The sequence below is a fragment of the Pseudomonas sp. GV047 genome (assembly GCF_003058245.1).
GTDB lineage: Bacteria > Pseudomonadota > Gammaproteobacteria > Pseudomonadales > Pseudomonadaceae > Aquipseudomonas > Aquipseudomonas marginalis.
In genome coordinates this window covers 148379-163152 of record NZ_QCWA01000007.1, presented here as the reverse complement: position 1 = coordinate 163152, position 14774 = coordinate 148379, and the positions used below count along the sequence as shown (strand labels likewise).

At 64.7% G+C, this 14774-nt stretch carries 14 protein-coding genes; all 14 read right to left on the bottom strand.

The annotated features are described in order from the left end of the window. Window positions 1–5: 5 nt before the first annotated feature. Complete coding sequence (locus C8K58_RS19590) at window positions 6–1589, bottom strand: FAD-dependent oxidoreductase (RefSeq protein WP_108574152.1); 1584 nt, start codon at window positions 1587–1589, stop codon at window positions 6–8. A 12-nt stretch (window positions 1590–1601) separates the two neighbouring features. Then, window positions 1602–2525, bottom strand: a complete 924-nt coding sequence (locus tag C8K58_RS19585) for an ABC transporter substrate-binding protein (protein ID WP_108574151.1) — start codon at window positions 2523–2525, stop codon at window positions 1602–1604. Window positions 2526–2543: 18 nt separating this feature from the next. Next, entirely contained in the window at window positions 2544–3317 is a 774-nt protein-coding gene (locus C8K58_RS19580) for an amino acid ABC transporter ATP-binding protein (RefSeq protein WP_027607425.1), read from the bottom strand. After that, the gene (locus tag C8K58_RS19575; protein ID WP_098479051.1) at window positions 3310–4275 is read right to left on the bottom strand and encodes an amino acid ABC transporter permease; all 966 of its coding nucleotides are present in this window, start codon (window positions 4273–4275) and stop codon (window positions 3310–3312) included. Before C8K58_RS19575 ends, C8K58_RS19580 begins: the two co-directional genes overlap by 8 nt. 16 nt (window positions 4276–4291) lie before the next feature. After that, window positions 4292–6685: a TonB-dependent siderophore receptor gene (locus C8K58_RS19570; protein WP_098479050.1), complete on the bottom strand. Its 2394-nt coding sequence runs from the start codon at window positions 6683–6685 to the stop codon at window positions 4292–4294. A gap of 1141 nt (window positions 6686–7826) precedes the next feature. Next, window positions 7827–10049 carry a type II secretion system secretin GspD gene (gene gspD, locus C8K58_RS19565; RefSeq protein WP_027607422.1) on the bottom strand — a complete coding sequence of 741 codons (2223 nt, stop codon included), beginning with the start codon at window positions 10047–10049 and terminating at the stop codon, window positions 7827–7829. Beyond that, window positions 10046–10570 (bottom strand): general secretion pathway protein GspN, encoded by a 525-nt coding sequence (locus C8K58_RS19560; RefSeq protein WP_092354849.1) that lies wholly within the window; start codon window positions 10568–10570, stop codon window positions 10046–10048. Before C8K58_RS19560 ends, gspD begins: the two co-directional genes overlap by 4 nt. Further along, window positions 10567–11178 carry a type II secretion system protein GspM gene (gspM, locus tag C8K58_RS19555; protein ID WP_024076406.1) on the bottom strand — a complete coding sequence of 204 codons (612 nt, stop codon included), beginning with the start codon at window positions 11176–11178 and terminating at the stop codon, window positions 10567–10569. Before gspM ends, C8K58_RS19560 begins: the two co-directional genes overlap by 4 nt. After that, window positions 11153–12196 carry a type II secretion system protein GspL gene (locus tag C8K58_RS19550; protein ID WP_108574150.1) on the bottom strand — a complete coding sequence of 348 codons (1044 nt, stop codon included), beginning with the start codon at window positions 12194–12196 and terminating at the stop codon, window positions 11153–11155. Before C8K58_RS19550 ends, gspM begins: the two co-directional genes overlap by 26 nt. Beyond that, window positions 12193–12918, bottom strand: coding sequence for a general secretion pathway protein GspK (locus tag C8K58_RS19545; RefSeq protein WP_108574149.1), 726 nt, complete (start codon window positions 12916–12918; stop codon window positions 12193–12195). The genes C8K58_RS19550 and C8K58_RS19545 overlap by 4 nt, the downstream gene beginning before the upstream one ends. Continuing rightward, entirely contained in the window at window positions 12915–13544 is a 630-nt protein-coding gene (locus C8K58_RS19540) for a prepilin-type N-terminal cleavage/methylation domain-containing protein (RefSeq protein ID WP_108574148.1), read from the bottom strand. Before C8K58_RS19540 ends, C8K58_RS19545 begins: the two co-directional genes overlap by 4 nt. Then, window positions 13541–13909 carry a type II secretion system protein gene (locus C8K58_RS19535; protein ID WP_092354855.1) on the bottom strand — a complete coding sequence of 123 codons (369 nt, stop codon included), beginning with the start codon at window positions 13907–13909 and terminating at the stop codon, window positions 13541–13543. Before C8K58_RS19535 ends, C8K58_RS19540 begins: the two co-directional genes overlap by 4 nt. Beyond that, window positions 13906–14337 (bottom strand): type II secretion system protein, encoded by a 432-nt coding sequence (locus tag C8K58_RS19530; RefSeq protein ID WP_027607416.1) that lies wholly within the window; start codon window positions 14335–14337, stop codon window positions 13906–13908. Before C8K58_RS19530 ends, C8K58_RS19535 begins: the two co-directional genes overlap by 4 nt. Window positions 14338–14346: 9 nt before the next feature. Continuing rightward, a complete protein-coding gene (gene gspG / locus C8K58_RS19525; protein WP_027607415.1) occupies window positions 14347–14772 on the bottom strand; it encodes a type II secretion system major pseudopilin GspG in 426 nt (141 codons plus the stop codon). Window positions 14773–14774: the final 2 nt, after the last annotated feature.

Sequence of the window (14774 nt, the reverse complement as noted above, 5' to 3'; positions counted from 1 at the left end):
TCTCCTTAAGAGGCGGCGAGTGCCGCGACCTGTCGTTGTTGGGTCACGCGTTCAGCCAGTTGCGCGACCACATGCCGCGCCGAGTTGGCCGCCGATTCCTGCCAGATGCCCACGCCGCTTTGCACCAGGCCGTCGCCGGCGAAGTACACGCGGCCGTGGCCTTCTTCGAGCAAGGCGCTGGCATCGGCCGGGAAGTGTTCACGTTGCAGCCACGGGCCTTCGCTGAAGGGGATCTGTTCCCAGGACACCGCCAGCGGGTGACGCAGGTGCCTGGAGTAGCCCGGATGCAGCAGTTCCACCGCTTCCTTGGAGGTGGCGTACTGCTGGTCGAACGGTCGCGCGCCAAACGCATCGGCGCCCTCCCCGGTCACGTAGCCGGCCACCAGCAGGCCCTCGCGGGTGTTGAGGTCGTTGCTCGGGTACCAGAGCAGGCGCGCCGGGTGTTCGATCCACGACAGGCCGCCGTAGGTGCGGTAGTCGGTTTCCCAGAAGCGTGGGGACTGCCACGCCACTTTGGTGGCCTGGTCGCTGCGGGTGCTGAGCAAGGCGGCCTTGATCGGGTCGCTGAAGTCGGTGTCGAGCTTGGCCAGCAATGGCAGCGGCAAGGTCGAGACCAGATAGTCGGCGCGTACCACCTGCTCGCGACCGCTGCGTTGGTCGTGGTAGGTCACGGCCACGCCGTTTTCCAACTGACGGATCTGGCGCACCTGGGCGCCCAGTTGCACGTGATCGCTGACGCGCCGGTAGAAGGCGTCGGTGATGCGGTCCATGCCGCCCACCGGTTGGAACATCGTCGCCGAAAACTCCGGAAATTCGGTGTGCAGCAAGGCGCCCCACAGCTCGGGGTGCAGCAGTTGGTCCAGTGCCAACGGGCTGCGGCTGGCGGGCAAGGCGCCGGGATGGGCCGGGGATTCGAGGTGCCCCGAACGGATCGTGCCCTCAAAGGCCAGCTCCTGGGACAGGTCGCCATACACGTGCAAAAACGCCAGCAAGCGCGTGCGTTCCTCGGCGCTCAGCACATCGTCGAGGGCATCGCGCTGCACCGCCTTGGCCAGCAACCCGGACACGTGCCCGCGCGCATCGTTGATCGCCTGGCCGACGCTGAAGGCCGGCTGGTTCACATCCGGCCGCACCTGGGCGCCATGGCTGCTGTTGACCAGCACTTCCAGCGGCACCCCCAGCTCACTGCAATAATCGAGGATCGTGCGGTGCTGGCTGGGAATCCTTGCCGGCCCGGCGTTGAAGTAATGCCCCGGCTCGAACGCGGCGGTCTGCGTACGGCCATCCTGGTAGTCCACACGGTCGCCATGGCGGATTGTCCAGGTGCGACCGCCGACCCGCTCACGGGCTTCCAGCACCTGCACGCTGAACCCGGCGCGGGTCAGTTCCAGGGCGGTGACCAGCCCGGCAATCCCGGCGCCCAGCACCAGCACGCGGGTGCCCTGCCCCAGGCCGTCCTTGAGTTTCAACGGTTGCGGTCGGCGGTGCGATGACGGCCCGAGGCCGAGTACCGCGAGTGCATCCTTGACGGCTTTTTCGCCGCCTACCGCAGCGATGCTCGACAACGCTTCACGTCGTGTCAGTCCCATGTCGATTGCTCCTTAATCCGGTAGGCCCGGTGGGTTGATCAGCGACTTGTCGACGCGTTCCACATCCAGGCCCCAGCGTTGCAGCACCTGCGCGTACTGGCCGCCGGCAATCGCGCCTTCCAGGGCGGTGTGGATCGGCTTGACCAGGCCGTTGTCCTTGCGGGTGGTCACGGCAATGTCCGCCTGCAATGGCCAGCCACCGTTCACCGTGCCGACGCGCTTGATGCCGCCGGTGATCGCCGCCGAATAGGCATACACCGAGTTGGGCCCGAACAGCGCATCGCTGCGCCCCGACTGCACCGCCAGTTGCGCGGCGGCCTGGTCGTCGAAGTACTGCAACAGCGCGGGTTTGAGGCCGGCCTTTTCGTTGGCCTCGTTCCAGGCCAGCAGGACTTTTTCCTGGTTGGTGCCGGAGCCGACGATGATCTTCAGCCCGGCAATATCGGCTGCTTGCTTGATCTCGCTGATCTTGCTGGTGGTCTTGACGTAGAAGCCGAGCACATCCTGGCGATAGGTGGCGAAGTCAAAGCGCTTCTTGCGCGCCTCGGTCACCGTGACGTTGCTGATCACCGCGTCGTACTTGCCCGAGCTGACGCCCAGGGGCCAGTCTTCCCAGCTGGTCTGCACCACATTGAGTTGCAGGCCGAGGCTGTCGGCCACCAGTTGCGCGGTGTCGGCTTCGCTGCCGATGGTGGTCTTGTCGTCGCTGGCCAGCAGCGCCAGGGGCGGCCCTGCCACGCCGGACACGGCCACGGTGAACTTGCCCGGCTGGGCGAACTTGAAGCCCGGCGGGATCTGCGCAATCGCCGCTTCGTTACGCGGCACATGGATGCGTGGGCGGTCGGGGCTGAGGTCGACCTGTTGCACGGCGAATGCGCTTTGCGCAGCACTGACGGCCAGCGCCAGCAGGGCCACGCGGGTGATGTTGATGAACATGGGCAGTCACTCCTTGAACTAAAGCACCTTGCCGAGAAAGGCCACGGTGCGGGGATGTCGGGGTTGGCGGAAAATCTGTTCGGGCGGGCCTTCTTCGATCAACTCGCCGTCGCAGAGAAACACCACGTGGTCGGCCACTTCGCGGGCAAAACCGATTTCGTGGGTGACGATCACCAGGGTCACGCCCAGCCGGGTCAGGCCCTTGATCACGTCGAGTACTTCGCCCACCAGTTCCGGGTCGAGGGCTGAGGTGGGTTCATCGAACAGCAGCACCTTGGGGTCCAGCGCCAGTGCGCGGGCAATGGCGACGCGCTGTTGCTGGCCGCCGGAAAGCTGGCGTGGGTAGGCATCGACCTTGTCCGCCAGGCCAACCTTGGCCAACAGTGCGGTGGCCTTGGCCTGGGCGTCGGCCTTGCTCCAGCGCTTGTGCGCCAGCGGCGCCTCGGCGACGTTTTCCCAGGCGGTGAGGTGCGGGAACAGGTTGAAGTTCTGGAACACAAAACCGACGTCGATACGACGCTTGAGAATCTCGCGTTCCTTGAGCTCGTAAAGCAGGTCGCCCTTGCGTCGATAACCCACGTATTCACCGTCGATGGTGATGTGCCCGCTGTCGATCTTTTCCAGGTGGTTGATGGTGCGCAGCAAGGTGGACTTGCCCGAGCCGGACGGCCCGAGAATCACCGTGACCTTGCCCGGATCGATGGTCAGGTCGATGTCTTTCAACACCTGTTGATTGCCAAAGCGCTTGCCCACGCCCTGGATCTGGATACGGCCGGCGCGGGCTTCACTCATGGGTGTTCTCCTTCAGCCAGCGGCGCACGCGTTGCAACGGCGTGGGCGGCAGCACCCTGGCCGTACCCCGGGCAAAATGCCGCTCGACGTAGTACTGGGCGCTGGTGAGCACGGTGGTGATGATCAGGTACCAGACGGTGGCGACGATCAGCAACGGGATCACCGCCTGGGTGCGGTTGTAGATGACCTGCACGGTGTAGAACAGCTCCGGCAGCGCCAGCACGTAGACGATGGAGGTGCCCTTGACCAGGCCGATTATTTCATTGAACCCCGACGGCAGGATCGAGCGCAGCGCCTGGGGCAGGATGATCCGGAAGATGCGCCGCGAGGCCGGCAGGCCCAGGGCCGCCGCCGCTTCATGCTGGCCGGCATCCACACCGATCAGGCCGCCGCGAATGATCTCCGCCGCGTACGCCGCCTGCATCAGGCTCAGGCCCAGTACGGCCACGGTGAATTGGCTGAGCACGTCCACCGTCGACCACTCGGCGAACACCACGCTGGTGAACGGTACGCCGAGGACAATGTGGTCGTACAGGTAGGCGAAGTTGTAGAGGATGATCAGCACCAGCAGCGCCGGCATCGAGCGGAAAAACCAGATGTAGCCCCAGGCCAGGGCCGCCAGCAGCGGCGAGCCCGACAGCCGCGCCAACGCCAGCGCAGTGCCGAGGATGGCGCTGAACACCGTGCTCAGCAGCGTCAGCAACAGGGTCTGGCCGAGGCCACGCAGCACCGACGGCGAGAAGAACCACTGGCCGAAGACGCCCCACTCCCAGCGCGGGTTGGTGGCCAGGGAATGGGCGATGGCGAGCAGCACCAGCGCGGCAAAGATCGACCCGGCCCAGCGCCAGGGGTGCCGCGCGGGCACCACCTGCAGGGCTTTGATCGGTGTGGACACACGGGCCTGGCGCAGCGCGCCGGGCGAGTCAATCAGGTCATAGGATTTGGCAACGATGGGCATGATGTAATTCCTCGGCCTAGAAGGCATAGGTCAAGCGGGTGTAGTAGTACCCGCCGGTAAAACCGTAGGGCGAATAGGTGCCGTAGCTGCTGACCATGGTGCTGCTCGGTACACCTTGTTTTTTCGGGTAGACGTCGAACAGGTTCTTGGCGCCGATGGCCACGTTGAGGTCTTTGGTGAGGTTGTAGCCAAGATCGAGGTCGGTGATCCACTTGGCGCTGTAGACCCGGTCGAGGCTGCGGTCGGCGGAGACGTTGACCTCTTTGTAAGAGCCGTAGCGGGTCAGGGCCAGGTTGAGGTTGAAGCGTTCGATGCTCCAGTCGCCACCGAGGATCAGCTTGGTGCTGGGCTGCACGCCGGTGATCAGGTTGCGGGCCTGGCGGTCCATCAGGTCATAGGCCGTGCCCAGGATCGTGGTGGATTCCTTGTAATTGAGGATTCTGGTCTGGTTCCAGTTGAACGCGGCGGTCCATTTCAGCGCGCCATAGGGGCCGAGGTCCTGGCTGTAGTTGCCGACCAGGTCCAGGCCTTTGGTGCGGGTGTCGGCGCCGTTGATGAAGTACTGGCCGCCGGAGGTGGAGGTGATGCCATTGCCTTGCAGCACCTGGGTGATTTCCGGGCCGAGCAAGGTGCCCGTGAGGGTGATGCGGTCGCGCAGGTTGATCACGTAGGCGTCGGCGGTGAAGCTCAGGCGATCGCTGGGGGTCAGCGTGAAACCCAGGCTGAAGTTGGTGGAACGCTCGGGTTTCAGTTCCTGCGCCCCCAAGGCCTGGGCAGCGGCCGAACCTACCGGCAGCACGCCGTAGTTGATCGATTGGTACACGCCGTCGACCACGCCATAGGTGGTGGACCGCGCACTGAACAGGCTGTTGGCCAGGGACGGTGCACGGAAGCCATTGCTCACGGTGGCGCGCACGGCGAACTGCGGGGTGAAGTCGTAGCGGGTGGTCAGCTTGCCGCTGCGGGTAGCGCCCACGCCCTGGTTGTAATGCTCGTAGCGAAACGCGGTGCCCACGTACCAGTCCGGCACCGGGTTGAAGCCCACGTCGACGTAACTGGCGAGGCTGTTGCGCGAGGCGCTGCTTTCTTCATCCGGCGAGATGCCGTTGGTGACCTGGGCCCCGGACGACGCACAGTTACCCGGTGCCACGCAGTAGCCGCCGTTGGCGTAGGACTCATAGTCACCGGCCTGCACCTCGTAGGTGTCGCGGCGATGTTCGAAACCGTAGCTCAGGTCCAGCGGCTTTTGCAGGCCGATGTCGAAGCCGCGCTTGAAATCGAGGTTGGTGGTCAGCTCGGTGGAAATCCAGGTACCGGAGGTGAAGCTGTTCGGCGTGGCCTCGCCCAGGGATGGGTTCTGGTTATGGGTGGTGCCCTGCTCCGCCTCGTTGCGTCCGTAGGTGGTGGACAGGTCCCAGTCCCACTCGCCGACGGTGCCTTTACCGCCGAATGCGGCCTGGAAGTCGTCCTCGTCGATATACCAGGTCGGCGTGTAGCCGCCGGGGTAACCGTTAGGCCCGGTGGTGATGGTGTTGGTGATGGTCGGCAGGCGGAAGTTCTGGCCCTGCTCGGCCTTGCGCCGCGAATAGGTGGTGAAGGAATACAGGCTGAAGCTGTCGTCGATCGGCAATTCGGCGTTGTAGCCCAGGGTCAGCAGGTTGGTCTTCGGTGTGCCGTAGCCGCCATAGGTGGAGCGGCCGGCCTGCTCAAAGGCCTGGGCGTAGGTGTAGCCGTTGGCGCTGGCCTTGTTGTCGTCGTTCTGACTGCGCGCGTCCAGGGCCAACTGCACGATGCCGCCGTTGCCGATCTCGAAGCCCTTGTTGAGGCTTTGCTGCACGGTCTGTTTCTTGCCGTCGTAACCCTGGCCGACATTGGTCACCGAGGTGCCACTGGTGTCGGCCTTGAGGATCACGTTGATGACCCCGGCGATGGCATCGGAGCCGTACTGGGCGGCGGCCCCGTCGCGCAGGACTTCGACGTGGTCGATGGCGCTGATCGGGATCAAATCCAGGTCTGCCGGCGCGGCGCCGGTGTTGATGCCGTTGATGTTCAGGGTGGCCGCGGTGTGGCGGCGCTTGCCATTGACCAGCACCAGCACTTCGGCGGCACTCATGCCGCGCAGGTTCGGCGCACGGGCGATGCCGCTGGCGTCCCAACCGGTTTTTTCCGGCAGGGTCAGCGATGGGATCACCGCGCTCAACGCCTCCATCAAACCGGGCTTGCCGGTGCTCTGCAATTGCTTGGCGCTGACCACATCGATCGGCACCGGGCTGCTGGTGACCGTGCGTTGTTCGGCGCCACGGTTACCGGTGACCACCACGGTAGACAGGGTGCTGTCGTCCTGGGCCCGGGCAGTGTTGGCCAGGATCGCCAGCGCCAGGATGGCGGTCGGTTGTAAGACTTGCTTCATAGCCACTCCAGACATTCCAAATCGCAAAGTCGGGCAGTCACGCGGGCGGGCGCGGTGCTCGGTTTTTTTCAGGGGGGTTGCGGCGATTGGGGACTAGGTGTGGCGCTGGGTTTGAATTGGCAACATACGTTGAACTCCCTTCCAACGATTCTGCTGCGGGGATGATCACCCGGTTATGGCGCGCAGAATCTTGATTACGCTGGGTACCATCCGAGGTCAGGGGTAGGCTGTTGCGATCAAACATAACGGAATGGGTTTTGAAAATACAATGCTGTTTTGATATAAGCTAATATTCTCTAATTTTATTATTTTTTAGTTTTTTTATTCATATAAATAATGTCTTTTCGAGATTGGCCTTTAGCTCAGGCCGAGGTCTACCTGAGGTATGCAAATCCAAATGTGGGAGGGGCGGTGCGACGGTTCGACTTGCCCCCTGATGGCAGTGGGTCAGCTACAGATGCATCAACTGACACTCCCGCATCGGGGCATGGATATCTACACAACTTTTCAGCCTCTGATAAATCTCCCTGTGGCGAGCGGGCTTGTCCCGCGTTGGGCCGCGTAGCGGCCCCAAAACAGCCGCTATGGAGTTTCTGATACACCGCATTCAGCTTTACTGGGGCTGCTACGCAGCCCAACGCGGGACAAGCCCGCTCGCCACAGGGGAACTCGCCAGTCTCTGAAAATTGTGTAGATACCTATGCCCCGATGAGTATGGGTATCTACACAACGTTGTATTAACCAACGGTAACCACGATGCGAAGCGAGCCGCCCTTGATCTTGCTTTAGATCTTGATCTCAGGCGCCCCGTTAAACCACGCTGGCCGGAATTCGATAGTGATTTGGGGGGTAAACCGGCAGGGATGCCGGTTTAGCCGCCCCGCGCCATGGATGGCGCGTGGCGGCGGCCCCCCACATCACTGTCGGATTACGGGCACACCGAGCCTAGGCGAGGTGCCGAGTGGTGGGGCGAAGCGTTTTGCTTACTTTTGCGCTGTTCAAAAGTGAGCCGCCGTAAGGGCGGAACCCATAGCGGCCGTTACCGCAGCAACGGATATGTACCCGGTCCAATCCAAAAAAATGGTCGGCCCAGAGGCCGCCATCGGGGCAAGTCGAATCGTCGCACCGCCCCTCCCACATTTCAGTTAGCCGGCTTCAACAACTGCATCTGCTGGCGATAGTCATCCGTCACCTGCCGCGCCTGGCTGCTGCTGGTAATCACCCTCGGGGTAATCAGCACAATCAATTCCGTGCGGTCCTTGGACTTGCTGGTATTGCCAAACAACCAGCGCAACCCCGGAATTTTCCCAAGGTAAGGCACCGCACTGACACTCTCCGCGTTGTCCTGCTTGATCAACCCGCCCAGTAGCACTGTCTGCCCGCTCTGCACCGCGACCTGGGTGGATACCGAACGCGTGGAGATACGCGGGTTGGCCTGGGTGTCGTTGCTGGACGCCTGCTGGTCCTGGGCATCGCTGACCTGCTGCTGGATGTCCATGTACACCAGTCCACCCGGATTGATCCGCGGCACGACGTCGAGGATCACCCCGGTCTGCACGTATTCAACACTGCTCAAGGTGGTGTCGGAGGTGCCGGTGTTGACCGTGGTCTGGCTGATCGGGATGTTGTCGCCCACCTGGATCTGCGCCGGTTGGTTGTTCATCACCACCAGCGACGGCGCCGACAGCACCTGGGTGCGGCCGTTGGTTTCGAGGGCGTGCAGGGCCACTTGCAGGTTGGAGCTGACGAAGGAGTAGAACAACGAATCCGTCGCGCCCAACCCTGCCCCGCCGCCGCCCAACGCGCCCTGGCTGCCGGCGGTGTTGGCCACGGTGGTGCTGGTGGAATTACCAGCCAGGCGGCCGAGGTACCACTGCACGCCCAGGTCCAGTTCACCGGTGAGCTTGACCTCGAGGATGCGCGTTTCGATCTGCACTTGCAGCGGTGGGTTGTCGAGGCGTTTGATCGCCGATTCGATCTCTTTCCACTGCACCGGGCGGGTGCGGACCAGCAGTTGGTTACTGCTTTTTTGCGCGGTGATGCGGGTGCCGGCGTCGAGGCTTTTGGCCGGGGCGTCTTCGCTCGCGCCCTGCTCGGCGGTGTCCTGCTCGGCCTCGGGCTCCTGCTCCTCATCCTCGGCGGCGGGTGGGTTGCCATTGAGGTTGTTGCTCAGGCCACCGGGCGTGCTGCCGGAGGTGCTGTTGGTGCCCGGCGAGGACAAGGTCGCGGTGCGCAAACCGGGGGCGACCTTGGCCGGGGTATCGTCCTTGATCGCGCCCGTGCCGTAGATCTGGCGCAGGTACTTGGCCAGGTCGGTGGCCTTCATGTTGCGCACGTCGTAGACGTACATCTGCGGCTCGTTGCCGCCGCCTTCGTCGATGGTGTGGATCCAGTCGCCGACTTCACTGAGGTACTGCGGCTGCGACGAGATCGCCACCACCGAGTTGGTCCGCTCGATGGGCAAGAAGCGCACCATGCCGGCCAGGGGCATGCCGCTGTCGGGGCCGAACATTTTTTGCAACTCGGGCATCAGCTCGGCCACCGACGCCCGTTGCAGGCCGAACACGCCCACCGACATGCCCTTGAGCCAGTCCACGTCGAAGGTGTCGATGGTGTCCTGGTAATTGGCCAGTTCCTCGGGGGTGCCGGCCAGGCTCAACACATTGCGCGCCGGGTCCACCAGCAGGAACGCATTCTCGCGGGCGAACGGCTTGAGCAGTTTCTGCATCTCGGTGGCCGAGATATAACGCAACGGAAACAGGCGTGCCGACAAACCGCTGGAGGGCTGCGACACGCGCATCTCCGGCACCAGCTTGCCCGCCACCGCCTGGTTGGCCGGCAGGATCACATAGCGGTTGCCCTGTTTGATCATGGCGTTGTCGGTCCACGACAACAGGGTCTCCAGGATCGACAAGGCCTGCTGCTTGTTCACCGGCTTGGACGTGGAAAAGCTGACATTGCCCTTCACGCCCTGGGCGATGCTGTAGTTCTCGTGCAGCAGGTCGCCCATCACGCTGTTGATCACCGCTTCGATCGGCTGGTCGGCGAAGTTGAACACGATGTCGCCGCTGCCCTCCTCCTTGGCGGCCGAGACTGCTGCCGGTTGGCGCACGAACTGCTGGTTGCCGCGTATCAACTGGCGCTGGGGCGGTGTCTTCGCCTGGGGTTGGCCGCTGTCGACCGGCGCCTGTTCGCTGGCCGGGTCCACGGGTGGGCGTTGCGAACCGGTGCCCTGCATCGCCTCATGCAGCAGGGCCTCGTCCGGGTCGAGATGCTCGGGGAAGGTGCCGCAGCCACCGAGGGAAACGGCGGTGGCCAGGCACAACACGGTGGTGCGCAAGGCGCCAGGGAAGGTATCGATCAAGGGGTGGACTCGTGAGGAAGGGTAATCGGGGGTGTGGTGGACGGCGGCGGCAAGCGCAGGGCCCGCAGGCTCAGGGTTTGCGTACGGCCGTCGAGGACAAAACGGGCATCGCGGGGCGTCAGCTGTTCCAGGCGCCAGCCGTTGGGCAGGGTCTGGCCCTGCTGGACTTTGAGCGGCGGGCCATCGGCACGCTTGAGCAGCGCCACGCGCAGGTCGCCATCGAGAACGATCCCGGTCAGCACCAGGCTCGACAGGCTGGAAACACCGGCCTGGCCCACGGCACGGTCGGGGCTGCGGTCGGGGCTGAACAGCGGCGCCTGCCAGGTGCCGGCCAGGCTTTCAAGGGTCGCGCTCGGCGCCACCAGCACCTTGGCGGCGGTGTTGGCGCGCGCATCGGGCTCTGGCGCCGGCAACCATTGCGGCGCATCGCCGATGCTGCTGAGGATGCCGACCATCAGCAGGCCCAACAGCCCGGCCACGCCGAGCAACAGCCATTCCAGGGGACGCAATGCATGGATCATCGTTGCACCTGCCGGGCGGCGGCCGGTTGCAGGTAACCGCGCACCAACAGGTGCACCACCAGTTGCCCGGCGCCGCCACTGGCCGGTGCGTTCGGTGGGCGGCGAATGCTCATCTCATCGACAAACAGAAACGGCCGCTGGTACTCCAACTCATGCAGGATCGCAGTCAAGGGCTCGATGGCGCAGTTAAGGGTCAGGCTGACCTTGACCTGACGATAGGGCTCGGCGTCGTCCTGCTCCGGGGTGATGGGCATGCGCTGGGTCAGGCTGCAACCGCCACCGAGGCCGGCGCGGCTGTTGATCAGGTCGGCGATGCGCTGCATCAGGTCCGCCGCCACCGCGCTTGGGTCGTCGCCGGGCAACAGGCTGGTGCTGCTGGCCGGGTCCTGCCGCGCCTGTTCCAACTGTTGGCGCAGGCTGTCGCCCTGGCGCAACACGCCGGCGTAGCGTTGCTGCTGTTCACGCAGCTGCTCGGCCTGCTCGCCCATGCTGCGCAAGGGGCCGGCGAACCAGCTGTCGATCAACAGCCAGTAACCGGCGCCGAGCACCAGGGCCAGGGCGATCAGGGCCGCGCCACGGCGCTCACGGGGTGTCAGTGGTCGGCGCATCGGCGGCCTCCTGGTGCAGGTGGGCGCGCAAGGAAAATTGATCCTTGCCGGTTTGCGCATCGGGTTGGATCACCCCTTCGAACTGGGCGTTTTCCAGGCTGCGGCAGCCCTTGATCCGAGTGATCAAGGCACTGGCCTTGGCGCTCTGCCCGGAGAAGGACACGTCGGCGCCGTCGTTGACTTCCAACTGGTCGAGCCAGGTGTCCGAGGGCAGGCACGCGGTCAGCTCGCTGAGCAGCGCCGCCAACGGCGGTTGGGCGGCCTTGCGGCGAATCAGGTACTGGGCGGCGCCACGGGTATTGAGCAATTGCTGGCGCAGGGCCTGGATCTCGGCGACCTGGGCTTTCTGCTCGCGCACGCTGTGTTGCATGGCATCGAGCACGCGCTGGCGGTCGTTGAGCCACAGCAGCATCGCCGCGATCAGCAACGCGCCGCACAACCACGGCAGGCTGCGTTGCAGGCCCTTGCCCTGGGGACGCTGACGGGGACGCAACGGCGCCGGCAGCAAGTCGATGCCCATGGGTTTGCCTGCGCTCTCGGCGACATCCACGGCATGGGGCTGCAAGCCGAGGACCGCGCAGTCATTGAGGATCTGATCGAGGCGCTCACGCAGGATCGCTACCAGCGTGACGTGCAGGTGCGTGGGGGTGCGGCGCTCCTGGCGCGCGACAAAGTACAACTGGGCGGCGTCGAACGGCGTGAAGCGGTCCAGTTCATAGCCCACCACTGTCGACAGGTTGCGCGCCGCCGCCGGGGGCAATTGCAGGGTTTGCACCAACACCGTTTCAGGCGGCAGCACCAGCACCTGACGCGCTTCGCCGGGCAGCTTTTCCACCGCCGCGGTCAGCGGCCAGGCGTAGACATGCTCGGGGATCTCGGCAAACGACAACCATGCCGGCAGGCAGCCACGCAGCTCCTTGAGCCACAGTCGCCAGCCCAATTGCAGCAGGCTGCCGCGCCAGCGCTGGGTGATGGGCTGCGCCAGCGCCTGAAGCCGTGCGCTTAACTGTTCGTTCATTCTTGCCAACGTAAGACTCGATAAGGTTGTGCGCTGCCTTGCGCGGGGCTCAATAACACGGTGGCCTGCACCTGGGCGTGGTAACCGCCGGGGCGTTGGGCGCGGCTGCTGACCACCAGCACGTCGCCGGGATCGGCACCCACCGCATTCTGATGTGGCAGGTTCAGTGCGCGGCGCATCAAGGCACTGGCGAATGCCGGATCGGGCCGGTCCAGGCCGCTCCACAGGCTGATCTCGGGCACCAGTTCGCTGTACAACGCCTGGGTCATGCCCGGCAGTTGGCGCACCTCTTCCACTACCCGAAACGGCGCCAGGCCCTGGTTACGCCGCACCTCCAGGGCCCTGGCGAGGTGGTTGGCCTGGGCCTGGGTCGCACCGCAGGCCAGGGCCAGGCGGGCGAAATCGCCCACCTCGGCGCTGTTCAAATACAACTTGCCGCGCTCGCTGTGCAGGCTGACGCGCAGCTGCGCATCGTCGAACAGCAGCGGGATTTCACGCCCGTCGGCAATCCACTGCTTGCGCTGCAACGGGTCGGCGACGGCCTGCATCGCCAGCGCCACCCCGGCCTCGGCCGCCAGCACCGCCTGGGTGTGCTGGCGGTGCCAGGCGGCCTGGCGGGTTTCCAGTTGCACCCAGCCGGCCAAACCGCCGAGCAACAGGCTGAGCAAGGCCAGCACCCACAGCACCAGCAGCAGGGCTACACCGCGTTGATGGCGGATCATTCGGGTGCCCCGCCGGACAGGTTCAGGCGCAAGGCAACCACCTGGGTCACCCACGGCACCGGCCCGTTCACCCGTGCGTCAATCCGCACTGCGTAAGGCAGGCGTTTGGTCCACGGCCACTCACTGATCCAGCCGGTGGCCTGGCCCTTGGGCGACACCCCGCGATAGCTGAATTGCAGGTCCTCGATATCCTTCAACAACACCTGCGGCTCACTGCGCGAGGCCGGGACGCTGACTTGCGCGGGGGACTCAAACCGCGCGAACGCCACCTGCAAATCGCGCTGCGATTCAGGGCCCACCAGTTGCAAGGTGAAGCGCTGAATCCCGCCGCCGAGCACACCCGGCAAGGTCGCGACAAACTGCATGCGCTGGGGCCCACCGGCAAAAAAACCATCGGTCTGGCTGTCGTCCTCGGTCACATCCAGCGGTAACGCCTCGCTGATGGCGGTACGCAGAAACTGCTGCGCGGCGCGTATTTCATCCAGGCTGACCGTGTAGCGCTGGGCCTTGAGCACGGCGCGATTGGCCCCCAGCAACGCACCGCCGACCAGGGTCAGCAACACCCCGAGCAGGCTCAGTACGATCATGATCTCAAGCAAGGTAAAGCCCTGCTGACGCGCCTTCACAAGCCGGCACCGACGCCGGCAGCGCGCAGTTTCAAGGTGCTGAAACGGGCCTGGCGCGGGCCTTCGCTGACGGTGAGGTCCAGGCGAAACAGATGGGCCTGGCCGATCCGGCTGGGCTGCTGGGCGATACGCAGTTGCCAGGCGATGCCGTCCAACTCGCCCTGGCGTGTACCGCTGGCCAAAGGGCCCATGCCTTCCTGATCCATCACACTCAAGGCGGCATGGGTCAAGCGGTCGCTGTGGGCCACCTGCAACAACGAGCGCGCGCTCTGGCCGAAGGCAACCAGCAGCACCGTGCTACAGATCGCCATCAGCGTCAGCGCGGCGAGCATTTCCAGCAGGGTGAAACCCGCCTGGCGCTTCATGGCAGGGCCTTGGATTCGACGCTGCCGGTCAGCCAGCCGATGTCGATGCGCCAACGCCGACTGCCGTTGGCCAGCAACACGTGGCCGCCGGTGGAGCTGCCATCGGGGTAGAAATCCACCGCCGCGCCGGCTTGCTCGGCGGTGTGCAGGGTCACTTGCAGCCCGGCCGGCCAATACTTTTTCGGACGGCCCGGCGCCTGCACGCTGAGGTTGCGCAAATCGAACACCGTGCTTTCGGTAGTGCCACTGACAATCGCCCGCGCCCGCGTGCTGCGCAACGCCTCGACCACCTGCCCGACGGCCTGGCGCTCTTTGGCCGCGCGCAGGCCTTGTTGCAGGCCAAACCCTACCAAGCCGGCCGCGATGCTGATCAAGACGATCACCACCAGCATTTCCAGCAAGGTAAAGCCGCGTTGGGCGTTGGCCATGGTCGTGGGTTATTCCCAGTTGCCCAGGTCGGCGCTGTAGCCTTCGCCGCCGGGCTGGCCGTCCTGACCGTAGAAAATCAGGTCGAACGCACCGTGCTCACCGGGGAAGCGATAGCCGAAGGCATGGCCGAACGGGTCCTTGAGGTCCGACGGCTTGGCATACGGCCCGGCCCAACCGGCGCTGTTGCCCGGCTTGTCGACCAGTTGCTGCAGGCTCTTGGGCGGCGAGCCGACGTCCAGGCCGTAGCTTTCGATCTTCATGCTCAGGCTGGCCAGCTGGGCCTTGCCCGCGCCGTACTTGCCCTTGTCCACGTTGCCGCCGACCTGGCGTACCACGATGGTCGCGACAATGCCCAGCAGCACGATCACCGCGAGCATTTCCAGCAAGGTAAAACCGCCCTGGCGGCGGGCGGGCTTGAATCGGGTATGGCGCATCA

Coding starts and splice junctions, on each gene's coding strand:
- C8K58_RS19590 (WP_108574152.1), bottom strand. CDS start 1,589: ATGGGACTGACACGACGTGAAGCGTTGTCGAGCATCGCTGCGGTAGGC.
- C8K58_RS19585 (WP_108574151.1), bottom strand. CDS start 2,525: ATGTTCATCAACATCACCCGCGTGGCCCTGCTGGCGCTGGCCGTCAGT.
- C8K58_RS19580 (WP_027607425.1), bottom strand. CDS start 3,317: ATGAGTGAAGCCCGCGCCGGCCGTATCCAGATCCAGGGCGTGGGCAAG.
- C8K58_RS19575 (WP_098479051.1), bottom strand. CDS start 4,275: ATGCCCATCGTTGCCAAATCCTATGACCTGATTGACTCGCCCGGCGCG.
- C8K58_RS19570 (WP_098479050.1), bottom strand. CDS start 6,685: ATGAAGCAAGTCTTACAACCGACCGCCATCCTGGCGCTGGCGATCCTG.
- C8K58_RS19560 (WP_092354849.1), bottom strand. CDS start 10,570: ATGATCCATGCATTGCGTCCCCTGGAATGGCTGTTGCTCGGCGTGGCC.
- gspM (WP_024076406.1), bottom strand. CDS start 11,178: ATGCGCCGACCACTGACACCCCGTGAGCGCCGTGGCGCGGCCCTGATC.
- C8K58_RS19550 (WP_108574150.1), bottom strand. CDS start 12,196: ATGAACGAACAGTTAAGCGCACGGCTTCAGGCGCTGGCGCAGCCCATC.
- C8K58_RS19545 (WP_108574149.1), bottom strand. CDS start 12,918: ATGATCCGCCATCAACGCGGTGTAGCCCTGCTGCTGGTGCTGTGGGTG.
- C8K58_RS19535 (WP_092354855.1), bottom strand. CDS start 13,909: ATGAAGCGCCAGGCGGGTTTCACCCTGCTGGAAATGCTCGCCGCGCTG.
- C8K58_RS19530 (WP_027607416.1), bottom strand. CDS start 14,337: ATGGCCAACGCCCAACGCGGCTTTACCTTGCTGGAAATGCTGGTGGTG.
- gspG (WP_027607415.1), bottom strand. CDS start 14,772: ATGCGCCATACCCGATTCAAGCCCGCCCGCCGCCAGGGCGGTTTTACC.